The sequence below is a fragment of the Leptospira gomenensis genome (assembly GCF_004770155.1).
Classification (GTDB): Bacteria; Spirochaetota; Leptospiria; order Leptospirales; family Leptospiraceae; genus Leptospira; species Leptospira gomenensis.
Genome location: NZ_RQFA01000037.1, coordinates 253,531 through 270,626 on the forward strand (window position 1 = coordinate 253,531; position 17,096 = coordinate 270,626).

The 17,096-nt window shown below is 46.2% G+C and carries 15 protein-coding genes and 3 pseudogenes; 5 read left to right on the forward strand and 13 right to left on the reverse strand.

Features of this window, described 5'->3' with window-relative positions; translation table 11 throughout:
• Positions 1-37: 37 nt before the first annotated feature.
• Positions 38-562 (reverse strand): annotated as a pseudogene (locus tag EHQ17_RS09690) (DUF1564 domain-containing protein); the annotation flags it as partial.
• Positions 563-916: 354 nt separating this feature from the next.
• Here EHQ17_RS09690 and EHQ17_RS09695 point away from each other — a divergent pair.
• Positions 917-1,523, forward strand: a pseudogene (locus EHQ17_RS09695) (flagellin N-terminal helical domain-containing protein).
• Positions 1,524-1,719: 196 nt separating this feature from the next.
• Here EHQ17_RS09695 and EHQ17_RS09700 read toward each other — a convergent pair.
• On the reverse strand, positions 1,720-2,112 hold the full coding sequence (locus EHQ17_RS09700) for a hypothetical protein (RefSeq protein WP_100746508.1): 393 nt from the start codon (positions 2,110-2,112) through the stop codon (positions 1,720-1,722).
• 207 nt (positions 2,113-2,319) lie between these two features.
• Between EHQ17_RS09700 and aroE the strand changes: the two genes are divergently transcribed.
• Together aroE and EHQ17_RS09710 are read left to right on the forward strand one after the other, a co-directional pair.
• The gene (gene aroE, locus EHQ17_RS09705; protein WP_135590027.1) at positions 2,320-3,192 is read left to right on the forward strand and encodes a shikimate dehydrogenase; all 873 of its coding nucleotides are present in this window, start codon (positions 2,320-2,322) and stop codon (positions 3,190-3,192) included.
• Between the two features lie 8 nt (positions 3,193-3,200).
• Positions 3,201-4,490, forward strand: coding sequence for a folylpolyglutamate synthase/dihydrofolate synthase family protein (locus EHQ17_RS09710; protein WP_135590028.1), 1,290 nt, complete (start codon positions 3,201-3,203; stop codon positions 4,488-4,490).
• Positions 4,491-4,530: 40 nt separating this feature from the next.
• Here EHQ17_RS09710 and EHQ17_RS09715 read toward each other — a convergent pair whose 3' ends face one another.
• The 8 genes from EHQ17_RS09715 to EHQ17_RS09750 all read right to left on the reverse strand — a co-directional run bounded on the left by EHQ17_RS09715 (position 4,531) and on the right by EHQ17_RS09750 (position 12,322).
• The gene (locus EHQ17_RS09715; RefSeq protein WP_135590029.1) at positions 4,531-6,120 is read right to left on the reverse strand and encodes a PEGA domain-containing protein; all 1,590 of its coding nucleotides are present in this window, start codon (positions 6,118-6,120) and stop codon (positions 4,531-4,533) included.
• Positions 6,113-6,874: an ABC transporter permease gene (locus EHQ17_RS09720; RefSeq protein ID WP_135590030.1), complete on the reverse strand. Its 762-nt coding sequence runs from the start codon at positions 6,872-6,874 to the stop codon at positions 6,113-6,115. The genes EHQ17_RS09715 and EHQ17_RS09720 overlap by 8 nt, the downstream gene beginning before the upstream one ends.
• A complete protein-coding gene (locus EHQ17_RS09725) occupies positions 6,874-7,764 on the reverse strand; it encodes an ABC transporter permease subunit (RefSeq protein ID WP_135590031.1) in 891 nt (296 codons plus the stop codon). Before EHQ17_RS09725 ends, EHQ17_RS09720 begins: the two co-directional genes overlap by 1 nt.
• Positions 7,765-7,766: 2 nt before the next feature.
• On the reverse strand, positions 7,767-8,228 hold the full coding sequence (locus EHQ17_RS09730; protein WP_135590032.1) for a PTS sugar transporter subunit IIA: 462 nt from the start codon (positions 8,226-8,228) through the stop codon (positions 7,767-7,769).
• A gap of 86 nt (positions 8,229-8,314) precedes the next feature.
• Positions 8,315-9,214, reverse strand: a complete 900-nt coding sequence (locus EHQ17_RS09735) for a hypothetical protein (RefSeq protein WP_135590033.1) — start codon at positions 9,212-9,214, stop codon at positions 8,315-8,317.
• Entirely contained in the window at positions 9,207-10,361 is a 1,155-nt protein-coding gene (locus EHQ17_RS09740) for an oxidoreductase (RefSeq protein WP_135590034.1), read from the reverse strand. Before EHQ17_RS09740 ends, EHQ17_RS09735 begins: the two co-directional genes overlap by 8 nt.
• A 6-nt stretch (positions 10,362-10,367) precedes the next feature.
• Entirely contained in the window at positions 10,368-10,649 is a 282-nt protein-coding gene (locus EHQ17_RS09745) for a hypothetical protein (protein WP_100745478.1), read from the reverse strand.
• 143 nt (positions 10,650-10,792) lie between these two features.
• Entirely contained in the window at positions 10,793-12,322 is a 1,530-nt protein-coding gene (locus EHQ17_RS09750) for a cellulose synthase family protein (RefSeq protein WP_342776114.1), read from the reverse strand.
• 687 nt (positions 12,323-13,009) lie between these two features.
• Here EHQ17_RS09750 and EHQ17_RS09755 point away from each other — a divergent pair.
• Both EHQ17_RS09755 and eat read left to right on the forward strand, forming a co-directional pair.
• Positions 13,010-13,744, forward strand: a complete 735-nt coding sequence (locus tag EHQ17_RS09755; RefSeq protein WP_135590036.1) for a motility protein A — start codon at positions 13,010-13,012, stop codon at positions 13,742-13,744.
• Positions 13,745-14,014: 270 nt separating this feature from the next.
• Positions 14,015-15,370: an ethanolamine permease gene (eat, locus tag EHQ17_RS09760; RefSeq protein WP_135590037.1), complete on the forward strand. Its 1,356-nt coding sequence runs from the start codon at positions 14,015-14,017 to the stop codon at positions 15,368-15,370.
• 17 nt (positions 15,371-15,387) lie between these two features.
• On the opposite strand, the gene EHQ17_RS09765 is transcribed toward eat, so the two are convergent.
• The 3 genes and pseudogenes from EHQ17_RS09765 to EHQ17_RS09775 all read right to left on the reverse strand — a co-directional run bounded on the left by EHQ17_RS09765 (position 15,388) and on the right by EHQ17_RS09775 (position 17,095).
• On the reverse strand, positions 15,388-15,729 hold the full coding sequence (locus EHQ17_RS09765; RefSeq protein ID WP_135590038.1) for a DUF1292 domain-containing protein: 342 nt from the start codon (positions 15,727-15,729) through the stop codon (positions 15,388-15,390).
• A 77-nt stretch (positions 15,730-15,806) separates the two neighbouring features.
• Positions 15,807-16,085 (reverse strand): annotated as a pseudogene (locus EHQ17_RS09770) (HNH endonuclease); the annotation flags it as partial.
• Positions 16,086-16,102: 17 nt separating this feature from the next.
• The gene (locus tag EHQ17_RS09775; RefSeq protein ID WP_135590040.1) at positions 16,103-17,095 is read right to left on the reverse strand and encodes a type I phosphomannose isomerase catalytic subunit; all 993 of its coding nucleotides are present in this window, start codon (positions 17,093-17,095) and stop codon (positions 16,103-16,105) included.
• Between the last annotated feature and the right edge of the window lies 1 nt (position 17,096).

A 17,096-nucleotide genomic window follows, 5' to 3' on the forward strand; every position in this document is an offset into this window, starting at 1 on the left:
AAAAGCCCTTTTTTCCTTAAGTTTACGAAGGGAACCAATCTGTGTCGTCCAAAGTGTTAAAATACGATTCTGGGTCGCAGTGTAATGCGCGGATCACCTGATTGTTCGGTAAATCTAGATGCAGAATATAACTGTAACATCTGTGGAATGTGGGAACTCCCTCATTCATAACATTCACGATCGAATTTCCGACCTCGGCGGCTTCCAACAACAACAGATAATTAAAAAGATAACAACGAGATACTCCGTGGGCCTGCGCAAGGACTCCAAAAAAAGTCCAGCTTACAGTGTTAAGCCGAACATTCACTCGTTTCATCTTATGTTTCCCCGGACTTGGTTGATACAAGGTTCGACCGGCCTTCTTTCCAATACGTTTTGTAGCCGTAAGATACTTTCCATAGGTCCTCAAAAGATGAGGAATTTTCTTGGGAAGAGTCCTAACTTCTTTTTCGGAGAAACGAAGCCATGTTTCTTCCGGAATTAAAAGAGTAACGGTCTCCGAACGGCCTTCTTGAAGCGTAGAACTAATTTTCGAGTCAGCATTGAGTAATAAGAATCCCATACAAAAAACGGTTCTCGAAGAAGTATCAATGAGTTAAAAATTCGGATAAAAAAGGATTTTTTTTCAATGGATACGAGTTCTGACTCAAAAAACTCGTTAACAATCAAAGTGGATTGGTTCGAACATTCTATTGCATTAAAAGAACCTACGGAAAAAATACCATGTTATCCCTTGCCAAGCGATATCTCGGATTGAAGATAAATTCTTATAAAAAAATATCTCATACTCACAGAATCATTTAGAGTTTGTACTAAAGCCTGGAAGAAAACTGTGGCAGTTCCCACATTTTTCTAATTTTAGGAAAAACTTTTAAATAAAAAAGATCCCCTTTCCCCGAATAGGCCAGAACTCTCGATTATTTTGTTTTCTTTTTTTACGCAAATTTCCCGCAAATCCTTCGGTGAAGAACGTATTTTAGAAAAGAAAGTTTCGTTCACTCAAATCGAAGGAACTCCAACTTTTCTACAAACACTGGAAATAAATTTTCAGATCATCGCTGAAATCTTACAAAAAATTAGAATATTAGCCGTCGCAAGTTCTCACAAAAATCATACGAAAGAAGATCGAAATCAAATCGATTTAGAAGTTCAGGAATTATTAAAGGAAATCCGTAGAATTCGAGAAAGCGCTCGTTTCAAAAATATTCCTTTGATAGAAACCGAAAATCCATCTCGACCAATAAACATATCATAACAAATCGGCTCGCACAGTTCTTGAATCCTTTTCATTACCTGAATCGCAACCGGAGTAATTCGGTCTTCGTACTGGGAGTTTAAAAAATTTTCAAAGTATCCTAAACGTAAAAATGTATCCTGAAGCGCTTCGATCTATGAATGTTATGAATCAAGCCCTTTCAAAAATATTTTTTGAAAGGGCTACAATCGGAGCTCCGTGGGAGCGATTGAATTACGGAAAACGTTTGCGAGACTCGTCGTCAAAAATGGATCGAAAAAGCCGATAAAATCGAAAACGTAGATCGAAGTAAGTTCTTCTTTTAAGAAAAACTTTTTCGTTCAGTTTGTAAGAGTTCCCACATTTCAAAAAAAATTTTACCGTTGTCGCGAATTGATGAAAACAATCGACGGCCGTTCACAGCAATCCGTTTTATTGAACCGGTAACCCGAATGAACATGGCACAATCCGGGCCGATATGTCTACTAATCTCTTCTTTCTTTGTTGTGATTGATACGGTTCATGATGTAAAGAGCGAGTAAACCGCCCAGTAAAACCGCCAAAAGGTTAACGTTCGAAATCTGGTAAATCCCGAACTTCGGAGAGATCAGCCAAAGAACGACCGATCGAATAAAATCCTGAAGCAGAGAAAGAATGATCAAAGAACCCAAAAGCGCGACGATCAACGCTCCCCAAAATCCTCCGAGTAGATCCTTACGTTTATAATAATAATAATACCAAGAAAGTCCGCCGGAAATACCGACTACAAACAATACGTCTAAGATCGTCGTCCACCACGGAGAGCCTGAAAAAGAAGCAAGCGGCGTCAAAAAGAGTTGTGCGCTCAGTCCGTGTAAAAAAGAATCGGGTAAATTCAGTAGGCTCATTCCAATACAGCATTTTCGGGAATTGTCATTTAGTCGAGACATTTTACGACTTACCCTAAAACTTGCTTCTTTCAGTAAGCAAAAGTCGAGGCTTTCGGTCCTGTCTCCCTCTTTTATAAGAATCTACTCCACACGATTCGGATTCCAACGGACCACGAGACGACTTTTCGAAAACCAAACGGAACGAGAAAATTCGCTTTGAAACAAAACACAACACCTTCCACTAAATCGTTCGGTATAGTAGGATATCCTCTTTCTCATTCCCTTTCCCCTCTTATACACAATTCACTTTATAAGGAGAAAGGAATCGATGCCGCATATTCGGTCTTTGAATCTCCCGAATTGAATCGTAAAAAGATAGAAGAACTGATTTCCGCGGGAGTAGAAGGGATTTCCGTGACCATTCCACATAAGGAAACCGCGTTCTCGTTATCGGATCGGGCCGATTCCGCGTCGGAAATCATGAAGGCGTCCAACACTCTCGTCTTTCGAAACGGTTCGATTAACGCGCATAATACGGACGGAGAAGGAGCCCTGCGCTCCGTTTTGGAATCGTTTCCCGATTCCTTGGAGACCGGAAAAACTCTGATTCTCGGAAGCGGAGGAAGCGCCCGGGGAATCGCCTACAGCTTCGCGAAGTCGAATCGATTGCGGGAACTCCTCATTTGTTCCAGAAACGAAACTACGGGGAAAGAAATCGCGGACTTGATCGGGGAAAATTCTCCGGTTCGAGTCGGATACGTTTCTCCGACATCGATCTTCGACTTCCGGAACGAAATTTCACTCGTAATCCATACGACTCCTTTGGGAATGAAGGGACAAGCGCCCGGGCCGTTTTTAGAGACGGATTTTTTTCATCCGGGAATCGTTTTGTTCGATATCGTGTACAACCCGCTCGTAACACCGCTCGTCTCGGCGGCACAAGAGTCGGGTTGTCGGATTATCCCCGGTTCCGAAATGTTGTTGTTTCAAGCGATGAAACAGTTCGAACTTTTTACTGGAACGATTCCGGACGAACGGGACATCCTCAATACGAGGAAACGATTGGCTCAGGCGTTAAACGGCCGTTAGAATAACCGATGAATCCGTCTTTTTTCGAATTCGTATCGACGCTTTCCAATCTCGAAAAAACCAGGAATTTCGACGTGTTCGCCGGATATTCTCTATCACCATATTCTAATATTCTAAATAAATACGGATGGAATTCGAGGTCTTCCTCCACGCTCTGCAGAATCGGAGTCGTCGGAACCAACGCCAAAGGATCGATCACCCATTATCTGGGGGAATACTTCCGTCTTACAGGATTTAAAACCGGATTGTACACTTCTCCGCATCTGCTTTCACCTACGGAGAGAATCCGTATCGGTTCTGAAACCGAGCCGTTCCGCGAAATCCAGGAAACCGAACTCGACGAATTGTTAAACGAATCCCTGCACGTCGGAGCCGAAGCCGATCTGAAAACGATGTCCTTTTTCGAGTTTTTCACCTCTGCCGCGTTCCGTTTTTTCGAAAAGGAAAAAATCGGGATTCAAATCTACGAAGCCGGTTTGGGAGGTCGATTGGACGCGACCAAACTCGCGGAGCCGGACGTAGTAATTTTGGGAAGTATAGGATTGGATCACGCGGAAATACTGGGAAGAACGAAAGCCGAAATCCTAAACGAAAAGTTAGGGATCCTTTCCGAGAATACCAAAGTTTTGTATTGTCTGGAACAGAAGGAACCGGAACTCAACGAAATCGTCCGAACCGTGGCGGCAAAACGGAAAATCGAATACAACATCCTTCCCGAAAAACCGGCCAACGCGGATTATCTCACCAAAAACCGCAACTTCTCCTTTCGAGTATATAAGAATATTCTAAATTTTGAATGGATGCGAAGATCGTCAAAGGAATCATCCGCAAAAAATCCGTCGTCTCCGAAACCGTCGGCGGAAACGGCGATTTTACGCGTTTCGGAATCGGATCCGCGGGTCGTTGCCCCTCCGGGAAGATTGAACGTGGTCCGAAATTCGCCGCTCCTCGTTTTTGATCCGGCCCATAACCCGGATGCGTTTCGCGAAACCCTACGAAGCCTAAAGATCCTTTACCCCTCTTTGCGGTTTCGCGTCTATGTCGGTTTATTAAAGGACAAGGACGGAGAAACGATCCTGAAAATTCTCCGGTCAACGCTCAACGATGGGGATTTAGGAATTTCCGGATTCCGTTTTCTCGACGAGGAGGGATTTTCCGTTCCGAATTCCTGTTCTTTCGAAGAAATCGAAAACGGCTCCGAATTTCGACGGCTTTTATCCCAAAAGGAAAAAGAATCGGATCCGATTTTGATCTTAGGAAGTTTCCGTCTTTTTGCGATCGTTCGGGATTTCCTTTAAGGAATACGGCCGTAAATCGAGTTTGTCGCGAAAGTATATTCTAAAATCTTAAATTAAATTTTGCGTATGAATCCAGCTCCACGGATTGTCCGGGAATCGCATACGGATTGTTTACTCGGGAAGGAGCCACTCCCACGTCCAAAGTTTCCTCGTCCAAACCCAGAAAGTAGAACGTCGCCGCGAGCACGAGCATCGCAGCGGCTCCGTATAACATCAGCCCGCCCGAGAATTGCTGATGTCTTCCGAAATTTCCCGCCAATCTTTGGTATTTACCGGCGTCTGCGTTGGTTTCCCGTATGATCCGTTCCTCATAAAGATACATCGCGACGAACTGATCCTGAGGAACCGTATTCGCGGCCAGAAAAAGCGCGGTCAAATTCACCCGACTTCCCGCCCGGTCGTAGAGATCGTTGGCCTTAAGATTGAAATAATAATAACCCGCGTAAAACAATAGGGTTCCGTATAGGGAATAAATGGAAAAGTCATTGTATGTATGATCCAAAAACAAGTTCTGCTTGTTTTTATAATACACGACGCTCTCGCCCGGATTCAGTTTCAAATCGAGTTTCGTTTCTTCGTCCTTTTTGATTTCCACACCTTTAAGAATATCGATATGTCCTTCCATTGATAAACGAAGTCGATTGTATCCCGTTTTAACGGCGACTTTCGATAAGGGCGTTTTTCCCAAAAACTCGGAACCGAGATATACGTTCGCTCCTTCCGGATTGGATGCGACGGAAATAAAACCTTCTTTGGGAGTTCGAGTAAGAATCATTTCGAAACTTCCGCCGTTCGATACGGAAACCCTTCTTTCCTCGCTTTTGAATCCGTCCATATAATATTTTACCGCGTGATTACCCGGCAGCAGATCGTTTCTCTGCAACGGAGTTTTACCCAAAAACTGTCCGTCCAAAAATACGAGAACCCCGTCCATAGTTCCGGATTGAAAGGAAAACGAAACGGTGTTTTTTCCGATAAGTTCCTTCTTGATTTCTGATACGACGTTATCCAATTCCTGATACGATCGCCTAACGCTTGTTTTAGCTTTGAATTCTTTTTTGGATGCGTCTTTGGAGGAACGAAGGACCAATCTTAATTCCATCTGAACTTCGTTTTTCTTTTCGTAACTACCGGCGAGATGGTAATAACATCCCTGTTTATTTCCCGATAAAAAAAGAATGTTCTCTTCGGGAGGAGGTTCTTCGGAAAGAAATTCCGTTTTGACGTTGAGAAAACGGGGATCTTTTTCGGGGGAAGTCTCTTTGGAATTTTTGACTTTCTCCAAAGTATCTCCGTCCCATTCCCCTTTTTTGAGACGTTCGTTGCCGGAAGGTTTACCGAAACCGTGTTGTACACTTTTAGGAACTACGTCGGGATCGAAAATTTGAAATAAACCTTTGAGACCGGAATACAAAACGTTTCCGTATCCCTTGCTCAGATAATCCAAGGAGGAATCCGCGTTCTGATTTTTGAGAGGAAAGATGCAGAGTTTTCGTTCGGTTTCGAAGGTGATTCTTTCCCGCATTCCCGCCTCGGGGAAACGGTAGTAATCGTCGATGCCCTGGGCTCCTACGGCGAAGGACGCGCTTAGTATGGATACGATTAAAATAAATGCGGATACTCTATTCATCTTTTTTAAAGTTCAACGCCGTTACCAAACCGACGATCCCTAAAACGGGTAGTAACAACGCCAAAGGCGCGGCATACGCATAATCCCTGGCGAACGAAATCTGTTCCCCCAAACCGGGACCGAACCGATCACCCGCAGCGCTGACTCCCAAATAACTGAAGAGCGCCAATGTCATAACAACCCCCGGCAGTCCTGTAGTAAACAGAACTTTCAACACCGGCAATGTGGAAGGAAAAATGTGGTTCCTAAAAACGTTCGCCCGCGACGCTCCGAAAAAAGAAGCCGCCAACACGAAACCGCTTCCGTCGATTTCGCGGATTTTACTTTGTAACGTCTCGTACACGAAAGCCCAGTCTCCCAATACGAGAGCGATCAACAATACCATAGGACCGCTGCCCAACGCGTGCAGAGTCAAAAGGGCGATCAACAAAGAAGGAACGGAAACGAAAACCGAGGAAATCGGCGCGAACAAAAACCTCCCCGTAAACGGAAGCGCGTATTGGATCATGCAGATCAAGGAACCGAAAAGAAGCGTGATCAACCTTGCGGGAAGGGAAAAAATCAACGTCGAAAAAGCCCCGTACGAAAAAAGGGAAAACACGTCCCTACCCAAACGGTCGCATCCGAACGGATGAATCCAACTGACCGCGCAAAAACTTTCCTTTAAGTAAATCTCCGTCGGAGGGTTTTTCCAAAGAACACCGCCGAACACGAGTAATACGAAGCAGGTTCTCAGAACTCCGGGAACGGACATCAAGATTCGCTCTCCTTACCGGTCAGATTCTCCTGAAAACGGATCGAAAGGCGACCCAAGACGTAAAAGGTAAGTCCGCTATAGAACAAAAGCGCGCTCAAAAGTTCCTCATCCATGGTTTGGATCGCGTAATACATGGATTTTCCTATCCCGGGAAAGAAAAAAATCTCCTCTACGATCATCGCTCCGGAAAGCAGCGAACTAAAGTCCAAAAGTATAAGGACCGCCAAAAGAGGAAGTATTTTTAATAAAACATGATTCCATAATATTCTATTTTTAGAATATCCTCTGGCTCGTAAAACTCTCGCATACGGGGATTTCATCTCGAAAGAGGCGGTCGTCGCGGCGAACTGATGCAACCTCGCCCACACTCTGGAACCGAGTGCGATCCCGGGAAGGACCACATAGGTGGTGTTCCACGGCTCGTAACCGCCGGGTGGAAACCATTCCAAACGAACGAAAAATACGAGCAAAAGGATTACCGCGACCGCGAACACCGGCGTGGAGAGGATCAAATTGCTCGCGAAAAGAAACGATCCACGGCCGCTTCCTTGTTCCGATTTGGAAACCGAAAGCGCCGTAAAAATCGCGAGCAAACTTCCGCAACCCACCGAAAAAACCGCGAGATGAAGCGTCGGCGGCATACGATCGGATATGTGTTTCCAAACCGATTCTCCCGAAGCGGTTTTTGCGGATAACGTGAGAATTCCCCGAAGAAAGGATAGGATCGAGGAAAGGAAGGTCTTTTTTTCGAGAAAGGTTTCCGTTTCGGAGAACGCGGAATCCGCGTAAATGTATTCCCGGTTAACGGAGCGAAGGTGACCGAACAATACCGAGAAAAAAATTAATGCGACAAGAAATAGGACAAACCTGGAGAATTCTCCCTGCACGATCAGACGTTCCGGGTGAATGCTTTTTGAATTTCCTCGAAGGACTTGGAACGGATCAATTTTTCCCTATCCTCTTTTACGTTAAGCGCCTTTGCGATCTGCGCCAGGGTTTTGATATGTTCCTGAAATTTCGTCTTGGGGACGATGAGAAGAATGAAGATATGAACCGGTTGATGATCGATGGAGTCGAAATCGATTCCCTGAGAATTGAGCCCCATCACACATTTAAGTTCGTCCACGAGATTGACCGAACAATGAGGAATCGCAACACCGCTGCCTATCCCTGTGGACATTGACTTTTCCCGAGCCAACAAGGATTCCAAAATTTCTTCCTTATTCGCGTTTTCAATCTGCTTCGTTTCTACGGCTTTCTGCAGCAGACGGGAAATCACTTCCTCTTTGGTGCCGGATTGTAGATCGAAGATGACTGTTTCCGGATGAAGAAGAGTCAAAAGTTGATTCATAACGAACCCTCCGATCCCGAACTCGTCGGTTCCACGTCATCGTTTTTTTTATCGTATAAGTTCATCGTTTCAATTACAAACGCAGCCTACGCAGGTTGCCCGAAATTATCGATCCTGCTTCCCAGAAATATACGGATTAGGATGGCTTCAATGAAAAAATAGAAAACCGTATAAGAGAAAAGCGGTAAAGGAAAGGAAAGCAACGCTTGTATGACATAAAAAAGCGCGGCGGTCGCCCCGACGCTGATCCAGGAGAACGTCGTTGCCGTGTGTAAATTTCTTCCCGGAGAAGCGAACAGGATCGCAAACCCCGCCCAAGCGGCCAAGATCACCGGAAAAAATTCTCCGGCGAGGGGACCGATTCCCCAAATCAATCCGATCCCGAAAATCGCCGGAATCGAAAACGAAATCGGTCGTTTTAAAAACGCTGGAATAAAAAGAAGAATGGAGAACGGGCCCGCGGCTTCCAATACGGAAAATCTCCAAGGAGAATAACCTTCCCGAGAAAAGGAAAGAACGCTGAACTGATCGGAGATGGATTCGTTTCGAAACGATTCGAGAGAACCGTACGTAGGACCGGAAAAAATATCTACGGCGGGAAGCAGAAGATATAAAAGTAAAAAGATAAGAATCTGAACGAGGGAAAGCGGAAGTTGGATCCTCAATCGATTCTCCAAAGGAGAATACAAAAAAATTCCGATCACTCCCGCGAGTACGGCCCAAAGGATCGTGCCCGGATGTAAGGGTAGAAACAATACGAAAATTCCGGTGTGAACCGTCCACTTCAAAGGATAAACAGTTCGTTTAACGATCGTATATTGATAAACGAAACAGGCCGCGAGTACGATCCCGTACGTGATCCACAAGATCGCGGAACCGAAAAAAAGGACGCCCGTAAGACACAGAACGCTCGTAAGTATGTCGGGTAAAAAAGGATCCGATTTTCTAAAAAATCCGGAACGAGTTACGAGCAGATAATCAGACACGGGCCGTTCCCTCCTCTTTCGTCTTTCGAATCCGATCCCGCAGGGAAATACCGGAGGGACAAAGAAACGTGCAGATTCCGCATTCGATACAAGCGGACGAGGAGAATTTCCCCTGCCCGGTGACGAGCGCGATCGGATTACATTCCAAAGGACAGTTATATGTACATTCCCCGCATTCCGTACAGGGAAGTTCCCGTTGTTCGCGGATTGCTCCCGATACGAAAAGGATCGAGTGGTGTTTGTAAATGTCCAAAAAATATTCCTCGGAAGAGGAATGAAACGTACCGCCGTCGAAAAAGGAATTGAAGGTGAAGTTGGGGTATTCCCGTTTTTTTTCCTGGAGAAGAAAGCTGAGACTTTGTCCGTCTCGGAATTTAATCGGCGATTCCTCTTTTTTTAAACCGCCGTTTTTTCCCACGTAATAAATGCTGATATGTCTTTCGATAAAGGGAATTCCCTTAAAAAGCGCCCGATAAAGGTGGTATAAGGTTTCCGGCCCCAGATAAAGGATTTTTTCCTTTTGAAAGTTTTTCTCACCAAACGCCCGTTTGACGAAGTATTGCGGAAAACCGGAAGGGTATTCGTATTTTCGAAACGGAACCGGAGAAAGTACGTAATCTCTTACGGACGCTTTCGGAAACCACAAGGACAAACATTCTAAAAATTGAATATGCAATGTTTTGTATTCTTCGACGATCATCTTTTTGAAATCGACGGCTTGTGTTTTCGTATACGGAGAAAGTACGATCGTCGATTCTTGAAACGTCCTAAACAAAGCGGAAAGAGTCGTATCCGGAAAATCGAGGGAAATCAACCCGGTTCGGTCCATTTTTTCCAGTGTTTGATCGAGACCGAGGGGAGAATCCGAACTTTGATCGCCTAACAGCTGAAAGCTGCCGTCCTGTACGATCCTGATCTTGGTGGAATGTTCCCCCTGGATCAGACTTGCGATCCCATCCACCGGAGAAAGAAGAGTTCCTACGGATTGGCGGACAAGCGGTTCACCCGCGCGTACACGCGTGGGGAATTCTTTGAGATACAAAGCGCCGGGTTCCGGGAAAAGAGTGAACGGTTCCTCCAGGACGGTCTTACGGGAAAATTTTCCGTGGACCAGTCCCGGTTTGAGAGTAAAAGCGGAGGGCTTCAAAACTCTTTAGGTGAGAGTTTTCACCATGTAGATTTCGTCTTTGATCGGAAGTTCTTTCTTAAGATTTTTGATATAAGGAAGAATCTCGCCCATCGGCTCGTAAAACTCACAATTTACCTGCATACGGCGGGCAACGGTGAAATATTTATAGAGCTTTTCTTCTCCGGATCGTTTGGACCATTTTTTCTTCGAACATTTTACGCGGAGAATGTATTTGTCTGCCTCGGATTCATACTGTCTTACGGTAACGCAGTGTAGGCAATTGGCGCAGTAAACTTTCTCACTCATCGGGGTTCCTATAAAAGTAGCGGTATTTTGTCAATTTTTCAGAAAAAAGCGCGAAGTCAAGCCGGAAGCAACGATCAGCGAGGTTCCGGAAGCCTCCGTCTCGGGAGGAAGAATTTCTTCCGCCCGAAGTGGATCTATCCTTTTTAGGCCTGAGCCGGAAGTTCTTCCGTCGAGCCTTGTTTGGAAGCGCCGAATTTCCAGAGGGCTTCCTTAAGGGAAAGATATCCGACGTAGAAAAAGCCGAGCGAATAGATCAGCAAAAATCCTACGATTTGCGGTTTTCCAAGAACAAAGGAAAGAACCACGGTTCCGAGACAGTAAATTCCCATGAGAAATTCGAGCACAACATGAAAGTCGAGAGGAACCGTATATTTCAGACGTTCTTTGATTACGTCGGTGTTCTTTTCGATTTTAAGTTTCGGAGTTCGTTTGAAGGAGGATTGAATTCCTAAGACGGCTTCCAACCAGGCTCTCGTATTTACGATGGCGATTCCCGTTCCGATCATGATCAAAATCGGAAGATAGACCATTCTTCTTTTCCAATCTTTATGAAGAGTTTTCTGAGAATACGCGTAGAAAATCATCGGACCGATCGATCCTACGGAAAGAATCGCCGCCGTCCCCATCAGAATTTCGATCGGAAGATCGTAAAAACTGAATCCGGACCAATAGTCCATCAACAGTAACGGAGCGCTAAAAAGGATATTGATCACCATCAACGGGTGAACCGAATAATTGATCAAGTGTACGATAGCTTCGGATTTGATTCTCCAAGGAAGATCCGCGCGAAGAATACGCGGAAGCAGTTTCACCGCGGTTTGAATCGATCCCTTGCACCAGCGGAACTGTTGCGATTTGTAAGCGGAAATCATCGCGGGAATTTCCGCTTTACATTCGATATCCTTAAAATAACGGAACTTCCATCCTTTCATTTCTGCACGATAGGAAAGGTCGAAGTCTTCGGTGAGAGTATCATGCTCCCATCCGCCGGAGTCGGTGATACAATCCTTTCTCCAGATTCCCGCCGTTCCGTTGAAGTTCATCCAAAGGTGAGAACCGTTACGAGCCACCTGTTCGATCATAAAATGACCGTCGATTCCGAACGATTGTGCTTTAGTGAGAACGTTGTAGTCCGCGTTTACGTGACCCCAACGAACTTGGACCATTCCAATATTAGAATCTTCGAAATAAGGTACGGTTTTGATTAAGAAGTCCGGATCCGGCATAAAATCCGCGTCGAAAATTGCGATGTACTGTCCGCGCGCCACCTTCATTCCGGCTTCCAACGCCCCGGCCTTGTATCCGGTGCGTTCCGCTCCGGAGCGATGCAAATGATGAATGTCGAACCCGAGAGATTTATAATGTGCAATTAATTTCCTGGACTTTTCCACGGTTTCGTCTGTGGAATCGTCGAGAAGCTGGATTTCGAGTTTGTCTTTGGGATATTTGAGCGCTGCGGTCGTTTCGATCAATCGATCTACAACGTAGAATTCATTATAAATCGGCAGTTGTACTGTGACTACGGGGAGATTCGGATCGTTTAAATCGAGGATTTTGTCTGGTTCCGATTCGCAATATGTATGGTTCTTTTTGTAGAGATATACCATGATATAGGTATGAATCCCGAAGAAAAAGAGAGCGACGATGTCGATCCCATAAATGGCCAAAAACAGTACAGTTACGACGGTCAGCATGATGTAAGCCAGAAAAAATTCTGCCTTTTAAAAGTCAAAGGTTTTGCACCGCAAAAAATTTTTAGTTTTTAAAAGCGAGGTCTTTCTTTTTTTATACGGGGGCTAATGTAGGAACTCCTCGCGCCGATACTTTTCAATGGATGGACAACAACCTCCCTGGTTTGAGTTCTTCCACTGCGAATTTTCATTTTGAAACGGACGGGGGGCGAAAGTTGTACCGTCCCCTTTTTTTGTACGGGCTTTGGTTTCTGGATTTCGTGGATTTGTTAGAGTTCCCACAAACAATACACGGATTTGTCTTTTTACATCGATCTATTTTGGATTCTTGTGTGAGTTCCCGCACAGTTTGGGACTCATTCTATTTAAAGAACAAAGTAATGCGGGAACTCACACCATTTCCCGGAAAATCCGCGCCAGGGATGATCGACGCGGGGTCGGGCTGTTCGGAACGAACGACCGAAGAGCACTTCTATTTCTACCCGTAAGGAGAAATATTGAGTTTAGAGCCCGGTGGTGGGGCGCTGGTAAGCGAACCTAAAACCAAACCGCATGCAAGCCAAAGTGAATTTCCGCCAACCATACCAACCATACGCCCGGACCTTCCCCTACTCCGCATGCGACAGAATTTTCTTGTAAAAACCCGACTTTGCGGGAACTCTTACCGAAATGAATCCCACCCTTGTCGGACTCTCCATTGCGTTCTTCTCGGTTTTGATCGCGATTTTTTTGGAGGGAGCGCACTTTCTTTCCTTTTTTAAAATCTCCGCCATTCTGTTGATCCTGGGAGGAACAGCCGGTGCTACGTTTGCCAGTTTTTCCTTAGAGCAAATCAAAGATTTGATTCTCAATTTACAAACTGCAATCTTTCCGGGACGCAAACTTCCTTTGGGTGAATTGTTTTTGGACTTTGCCGAGCGCGCTCGCAAAAACGGCCTTCTCTCCTTGGAAGACAATTTGAAGTCGATCCAGGATCCGTTTCTACAAAAGGGAATTCAGCTCATCGTGGACGGCACCGATCCGAGAGCCGTGGAGGAAATTCTCTTCGAATCGGCCATTTCCATGGAGGAGAAAGAAGGGAATTCGGCGAAAATCCTGGAAACAGCGGGTGGCTTTTCTCCGACCGTAGGAATCATCGGAACCGTCATGGGTCTTGTCGGAGTTTTGGAAAATCTCGGCGCGGGAACCAAAGCGCTGGGAGAAGGAATCGCAACGGCCTTCATTGCGACTTTTTACGGAATCGCTTTTGCCAATCTTCTGTTTTTTCCTCTCGCGAACCGAATCAAGGCTTGGTCCAAGGAACAATCCGATCGAAGACAAGCGATCATCCGCGGCGTCATCGCGCTCCAAGGCGGGGACAATCGTAGAATTCTTATGGAAAGAATGACACCCTTCCTCGACTAACGGAACGCCTACGCGTTCCCGGTTTTTGCAGGGAGTTCCCGCAAAATAAGAATCGGCTCTGCGCACGGCTCTCGCACACGAAAATGATTCGTTTTTCGTGTGAGTTCCCACACCACTTTTTCCGACAAAACATCCGCTCTCAAAAACCGATTGCAATGCGGCGCGATTTCAAACCGATCGTCGCGCCGACCCGCTCCTTTTTTCCTACAACGGTCGTCCATCCGCAGAAAACTTGTTTTCTTTCTAAATCGTAGAGGTGCTTTTTTCTCCATGCCCGCTCTACAAAAAACGCTCGGCGCCTTTCATCTCTGGGGAATCTCCGTCGGCCTCGTAATTTCAGGCGATTATTTCGGTTGGAATTTAGGATGGGCGCATGCCAACTTTTGGGAATTTCTGACGGCCGTTTCCATCGTGGCGATCTTTTACTCCTGTTTTTCCCTATGTTTTACGGAACTGGCGGCCGCGATTCCGCACGCAGGAGGACCTTCCGCGTATGCACGCGTCGCCTTAGGGCCCTGGGGAGGATGGATCGCCGGCTTTTTCACTTTGGTGGAATTCGTCCTTGCCCCTCCCGCGATCGCCTCCGCACTCGGAGGATATTTTCATTTTCTAGTTCCGGAAGTTTCCGTCTCGGTTGCGTCTAACGTGTTTTTTCTGATTTTGATCGGAATCAATCTTTTAGGAATAAAACAGACCGCACGTTTTGAATTGTTCGTCACGTTGACCGCAGTTCTCGGATTGGTATTCTACTTCGCGGCCGTGTTTCCCGGATTCGAAGCCGCCAAAATAATCGGCCCCGGAAATACATTCCATTTTTTGAATCTATTTCCCGCGCTTCCGTATGCGATCTGGTTTTTTCTCGCCGTGGAAGGAGTGGCCATGACGGCGGAAGAAGTAAAACGACCCGAAAAAGACATTCCGTTAGGTTATCTTTCCGGCATAGGAACCTTGGTTCTGTTGGCATTCGGAGTGTTGTTTTCCACCGCTGGAGTCGTCTCCGTAGATGAGGTCGCGCGCCTCGATTACCCGCTTTCATTCACATTAGGAAAATTGTATGGAGCCGAAACCTGGATCGTTCGCGCGTTTACCGGAATCGGGCTTTTCGGATTGGTCGCCTCCCTTTTAGGAATCATCCTCGGATATTCCAGACAGATCTACGCCCTTTCCAAAGAGGGATATCTGCCGGAGACACTCTCCCGCCTGACTCGTAAAACGAAAACTCCCTACTACTCCATTCTTGCGGGAGGAATCGTAGGTTTGACTTCGCTCCAATTCGGAGATACGGGACAACTGATCACTCTTTCCGCGTTCGGGGCATGCGGAATGTACTGCGTCAGTATGATTTCCTTTTTCCGATTTAAAATGAAAAACCGGAATCGCGCGACAACGTATCAAGCCCCCCTGTATCCGGTTTTACCGATCGTGGCCTTGGTTTTAGGATTCGTCTGTTTTATTACGGTAGCAGTTTATAATATACTTTCGTTCTTGATCTTAGCCGGCGGACTTCTTTTATCGATCCTGATACACAAGTCGCGAGGAGGATTTAGAAACGAAAAACTTTCGGAGTCTTCCTTATCCGCGGAAACGAAGGAAGGCATTTTAGCGAGAGGAGACACGGATTTTTAACTTAGATAGAGGACGACTCACACGATATCGACGTTCAGCTCGGCGAGGATGTCCGCGATCTCTCGTTTGCTCCGAACTTCCACGAGCCGCTCCTCTCCGAATTCGTCCGCTTCGAGACGAACCACAAAGTAACCGGCTTCGTCTTCTCCCCGCAAAGCGCTCACATCCAAATTGATCAGTTCCTTATCCTCTTCCAAAACTGGAGTCAAAAGAAGATAATGATTCTCGTCGATCTCCAGCGCCTCGGCGACTAAAAACGGATGTGAATTCCCTTCCTCGTCCAAAAGTTGAACCGTTTCACCGTCGGATTCCTCGTGATCCCGGAATTCCTCTTCCGAATTGGAATCGTTCGTGCTCATACGTTCCTTGTTTGTGAATCGGAATCGGATGCGGAATTAAAATCCGAACTCGGTTTCGAAGCGGGATCGGCGGCTCCGTCGAACTCGAACGGAAGTTTGTTTTTTTTCGCGAAATTACATTCCCTACACGCGGGAACCAGATTGGCCTTGATGGACTTTCCTCCCTTGGCGAGGGGAATCAGATGATCCATCGTCAATTCTTCCGGAGAGAATTTATTTCCGCAGTAGTGGCAAACTCCGGCGCCTTTTTTCTTTTTCCACCACGGCGTTTTCTTCAAATCCTTGGCGATTCTTCTCTGTTTGGAAAGTTCCTCTTCGCTGATCCAGACGATCGGTTCTTCGGGTTCTTGATTCATGAGAAAATTATGATTTTCTAATCTTTATAAATTCCCCAATCGGAGCCTGGCCCGGAAAGGGAAAGTTTGACGGATTCGGTTTCGGTCTTCGCATGAATCCCGTGCGAACAACCGGACGCGGTCAATAGAACCGTGTCTCCTTTGGAAAGTTCCTCCCCTTCCAACGCGATTTTTCCCTCCAACACGATCAGGATTTGAAACAACGGATCCCGATAGAGAGAAGGGATCGTAAACGATTTGCCCAAGGCGGAAAGTTCCAGGGTTTCCATACAGAACTTATCGTTTGCCGTTAGACGAAACCGCTTTCCGTCCGTCCACTCCTTCGGCTGAGGAACGAGAAAATCCCCGTCGTTCGGACCGTCGTAATCCAGAACGTCCAGGGCCTTATCGAGATGTAACTCCCTAGGTCTTCCGTAATCGTAGACTCGATACGTGGAATCGGAGGATTGTTGCACTTCCATCAAAAGGATTCCCGCGCCGATCGCGTGGATTCTACCAGGATTCAAAAGAAAAGAATCCCCAGCGCGCACCGGAATTTCCCGAAGTAGTTCCTCCGCTTTGTGTTTTTCCACGAAGTCCCGAAATTCTTGCCGATCCGTTTTGCGCGAAAAGCCGCAGACGAGTTTGGCGCCAGGTTCCGCCTGTAAAACGGTCCACGCTTCCTTTTTTCCGGCGCTGTCCGGATCGAATTTTTCGGCATACTCGTCGTCGGGATGAACTTGGACCGAAAGTTTTTCCTTTGCGTCTATGAGTTTAATCAGAAGAGGAAACGGTTTTCCGAGAAACGATTTTCCGAGGATCGCCTCCGTATTTTTTTCATACGCGTCTCGAAACGTTTTGCCCGCTAAGTTTCCGTTTTTTATGATCGAGAGTTCGTTTCCGTAATCGGAAATTTCCCAGGATTCACCGATGTTTCCTTCGGGGATGGTTCTTCCGGGTAACTCGCCGAGTTTTCTACCGCCCCAGATTCTTTCTTTGTAAATAGGAACAAAACGGAGTACCTTTTGCATA

Coding starts and splice junctions, on each gene's coding strand:
- EHQ17_RS09730 (WP_135590032.1), bottom strand. CDS start 8,228: ATGAATCAACTTTTGACTCTTCTTCATCCGGAAACAGTCATCTTCGAT.
- EHQ17_RS09720 (WP_135590030.1), bottom strand. CDS start 6,874: ATGTCCGTTCCCGGAGTTCTGAGAACCTGCTTCGTATTACTCGTGTTC.
- EHQ17_RS09745 (WP_100745478.1), bottom strand. CDS start 10,649: ATGAGTGAGAAAGTTTACTGCGCCAATTGCCTACACTGCGTTACCGTA.
- eat (WP_135590037.1), top strand. CDS start 14,015: ATGCCCGCTCTACAAAAAACGCTCGGCGCCTTTCATCTCTGGGGAATC.
- EHQ17_RS09755 (WP_135590036.1), top strand. CDS start 13,010: ATGAATCCCACCCTTGTCGGACTCTCCATTGCGTTCTTCTCGGTTTTG.
- EHQ17_RS09775 (WP_135590040.1), bottom strand. CDS start 17,095: ATGCAAAAGGTACTCCGTTTTGTTCCTATTTACAAAGAAAGAATCTGG.
- EHQ17_RS09710 (WP_135590028.1), top strand. CDS start 3,201: ATGAATCCGTCTTTTTTCGAATTCGTATCGACGCTTTCCAATCTCGAA.
- EHQ17_RS09715 (WP_135590029.1), bottom strand. CDS start 6,120: ATGAATAGAGTATCCGCATTTATTTTAATCGTATCCATACTAAGCGCG.
- EHQ17_RS09765 (WP_135590038.1), bottom strand. CDS start 15,729: ATGAGCACGAACGATTCCAATTCGGAAGAGGAATTCCGGGATCACGAG.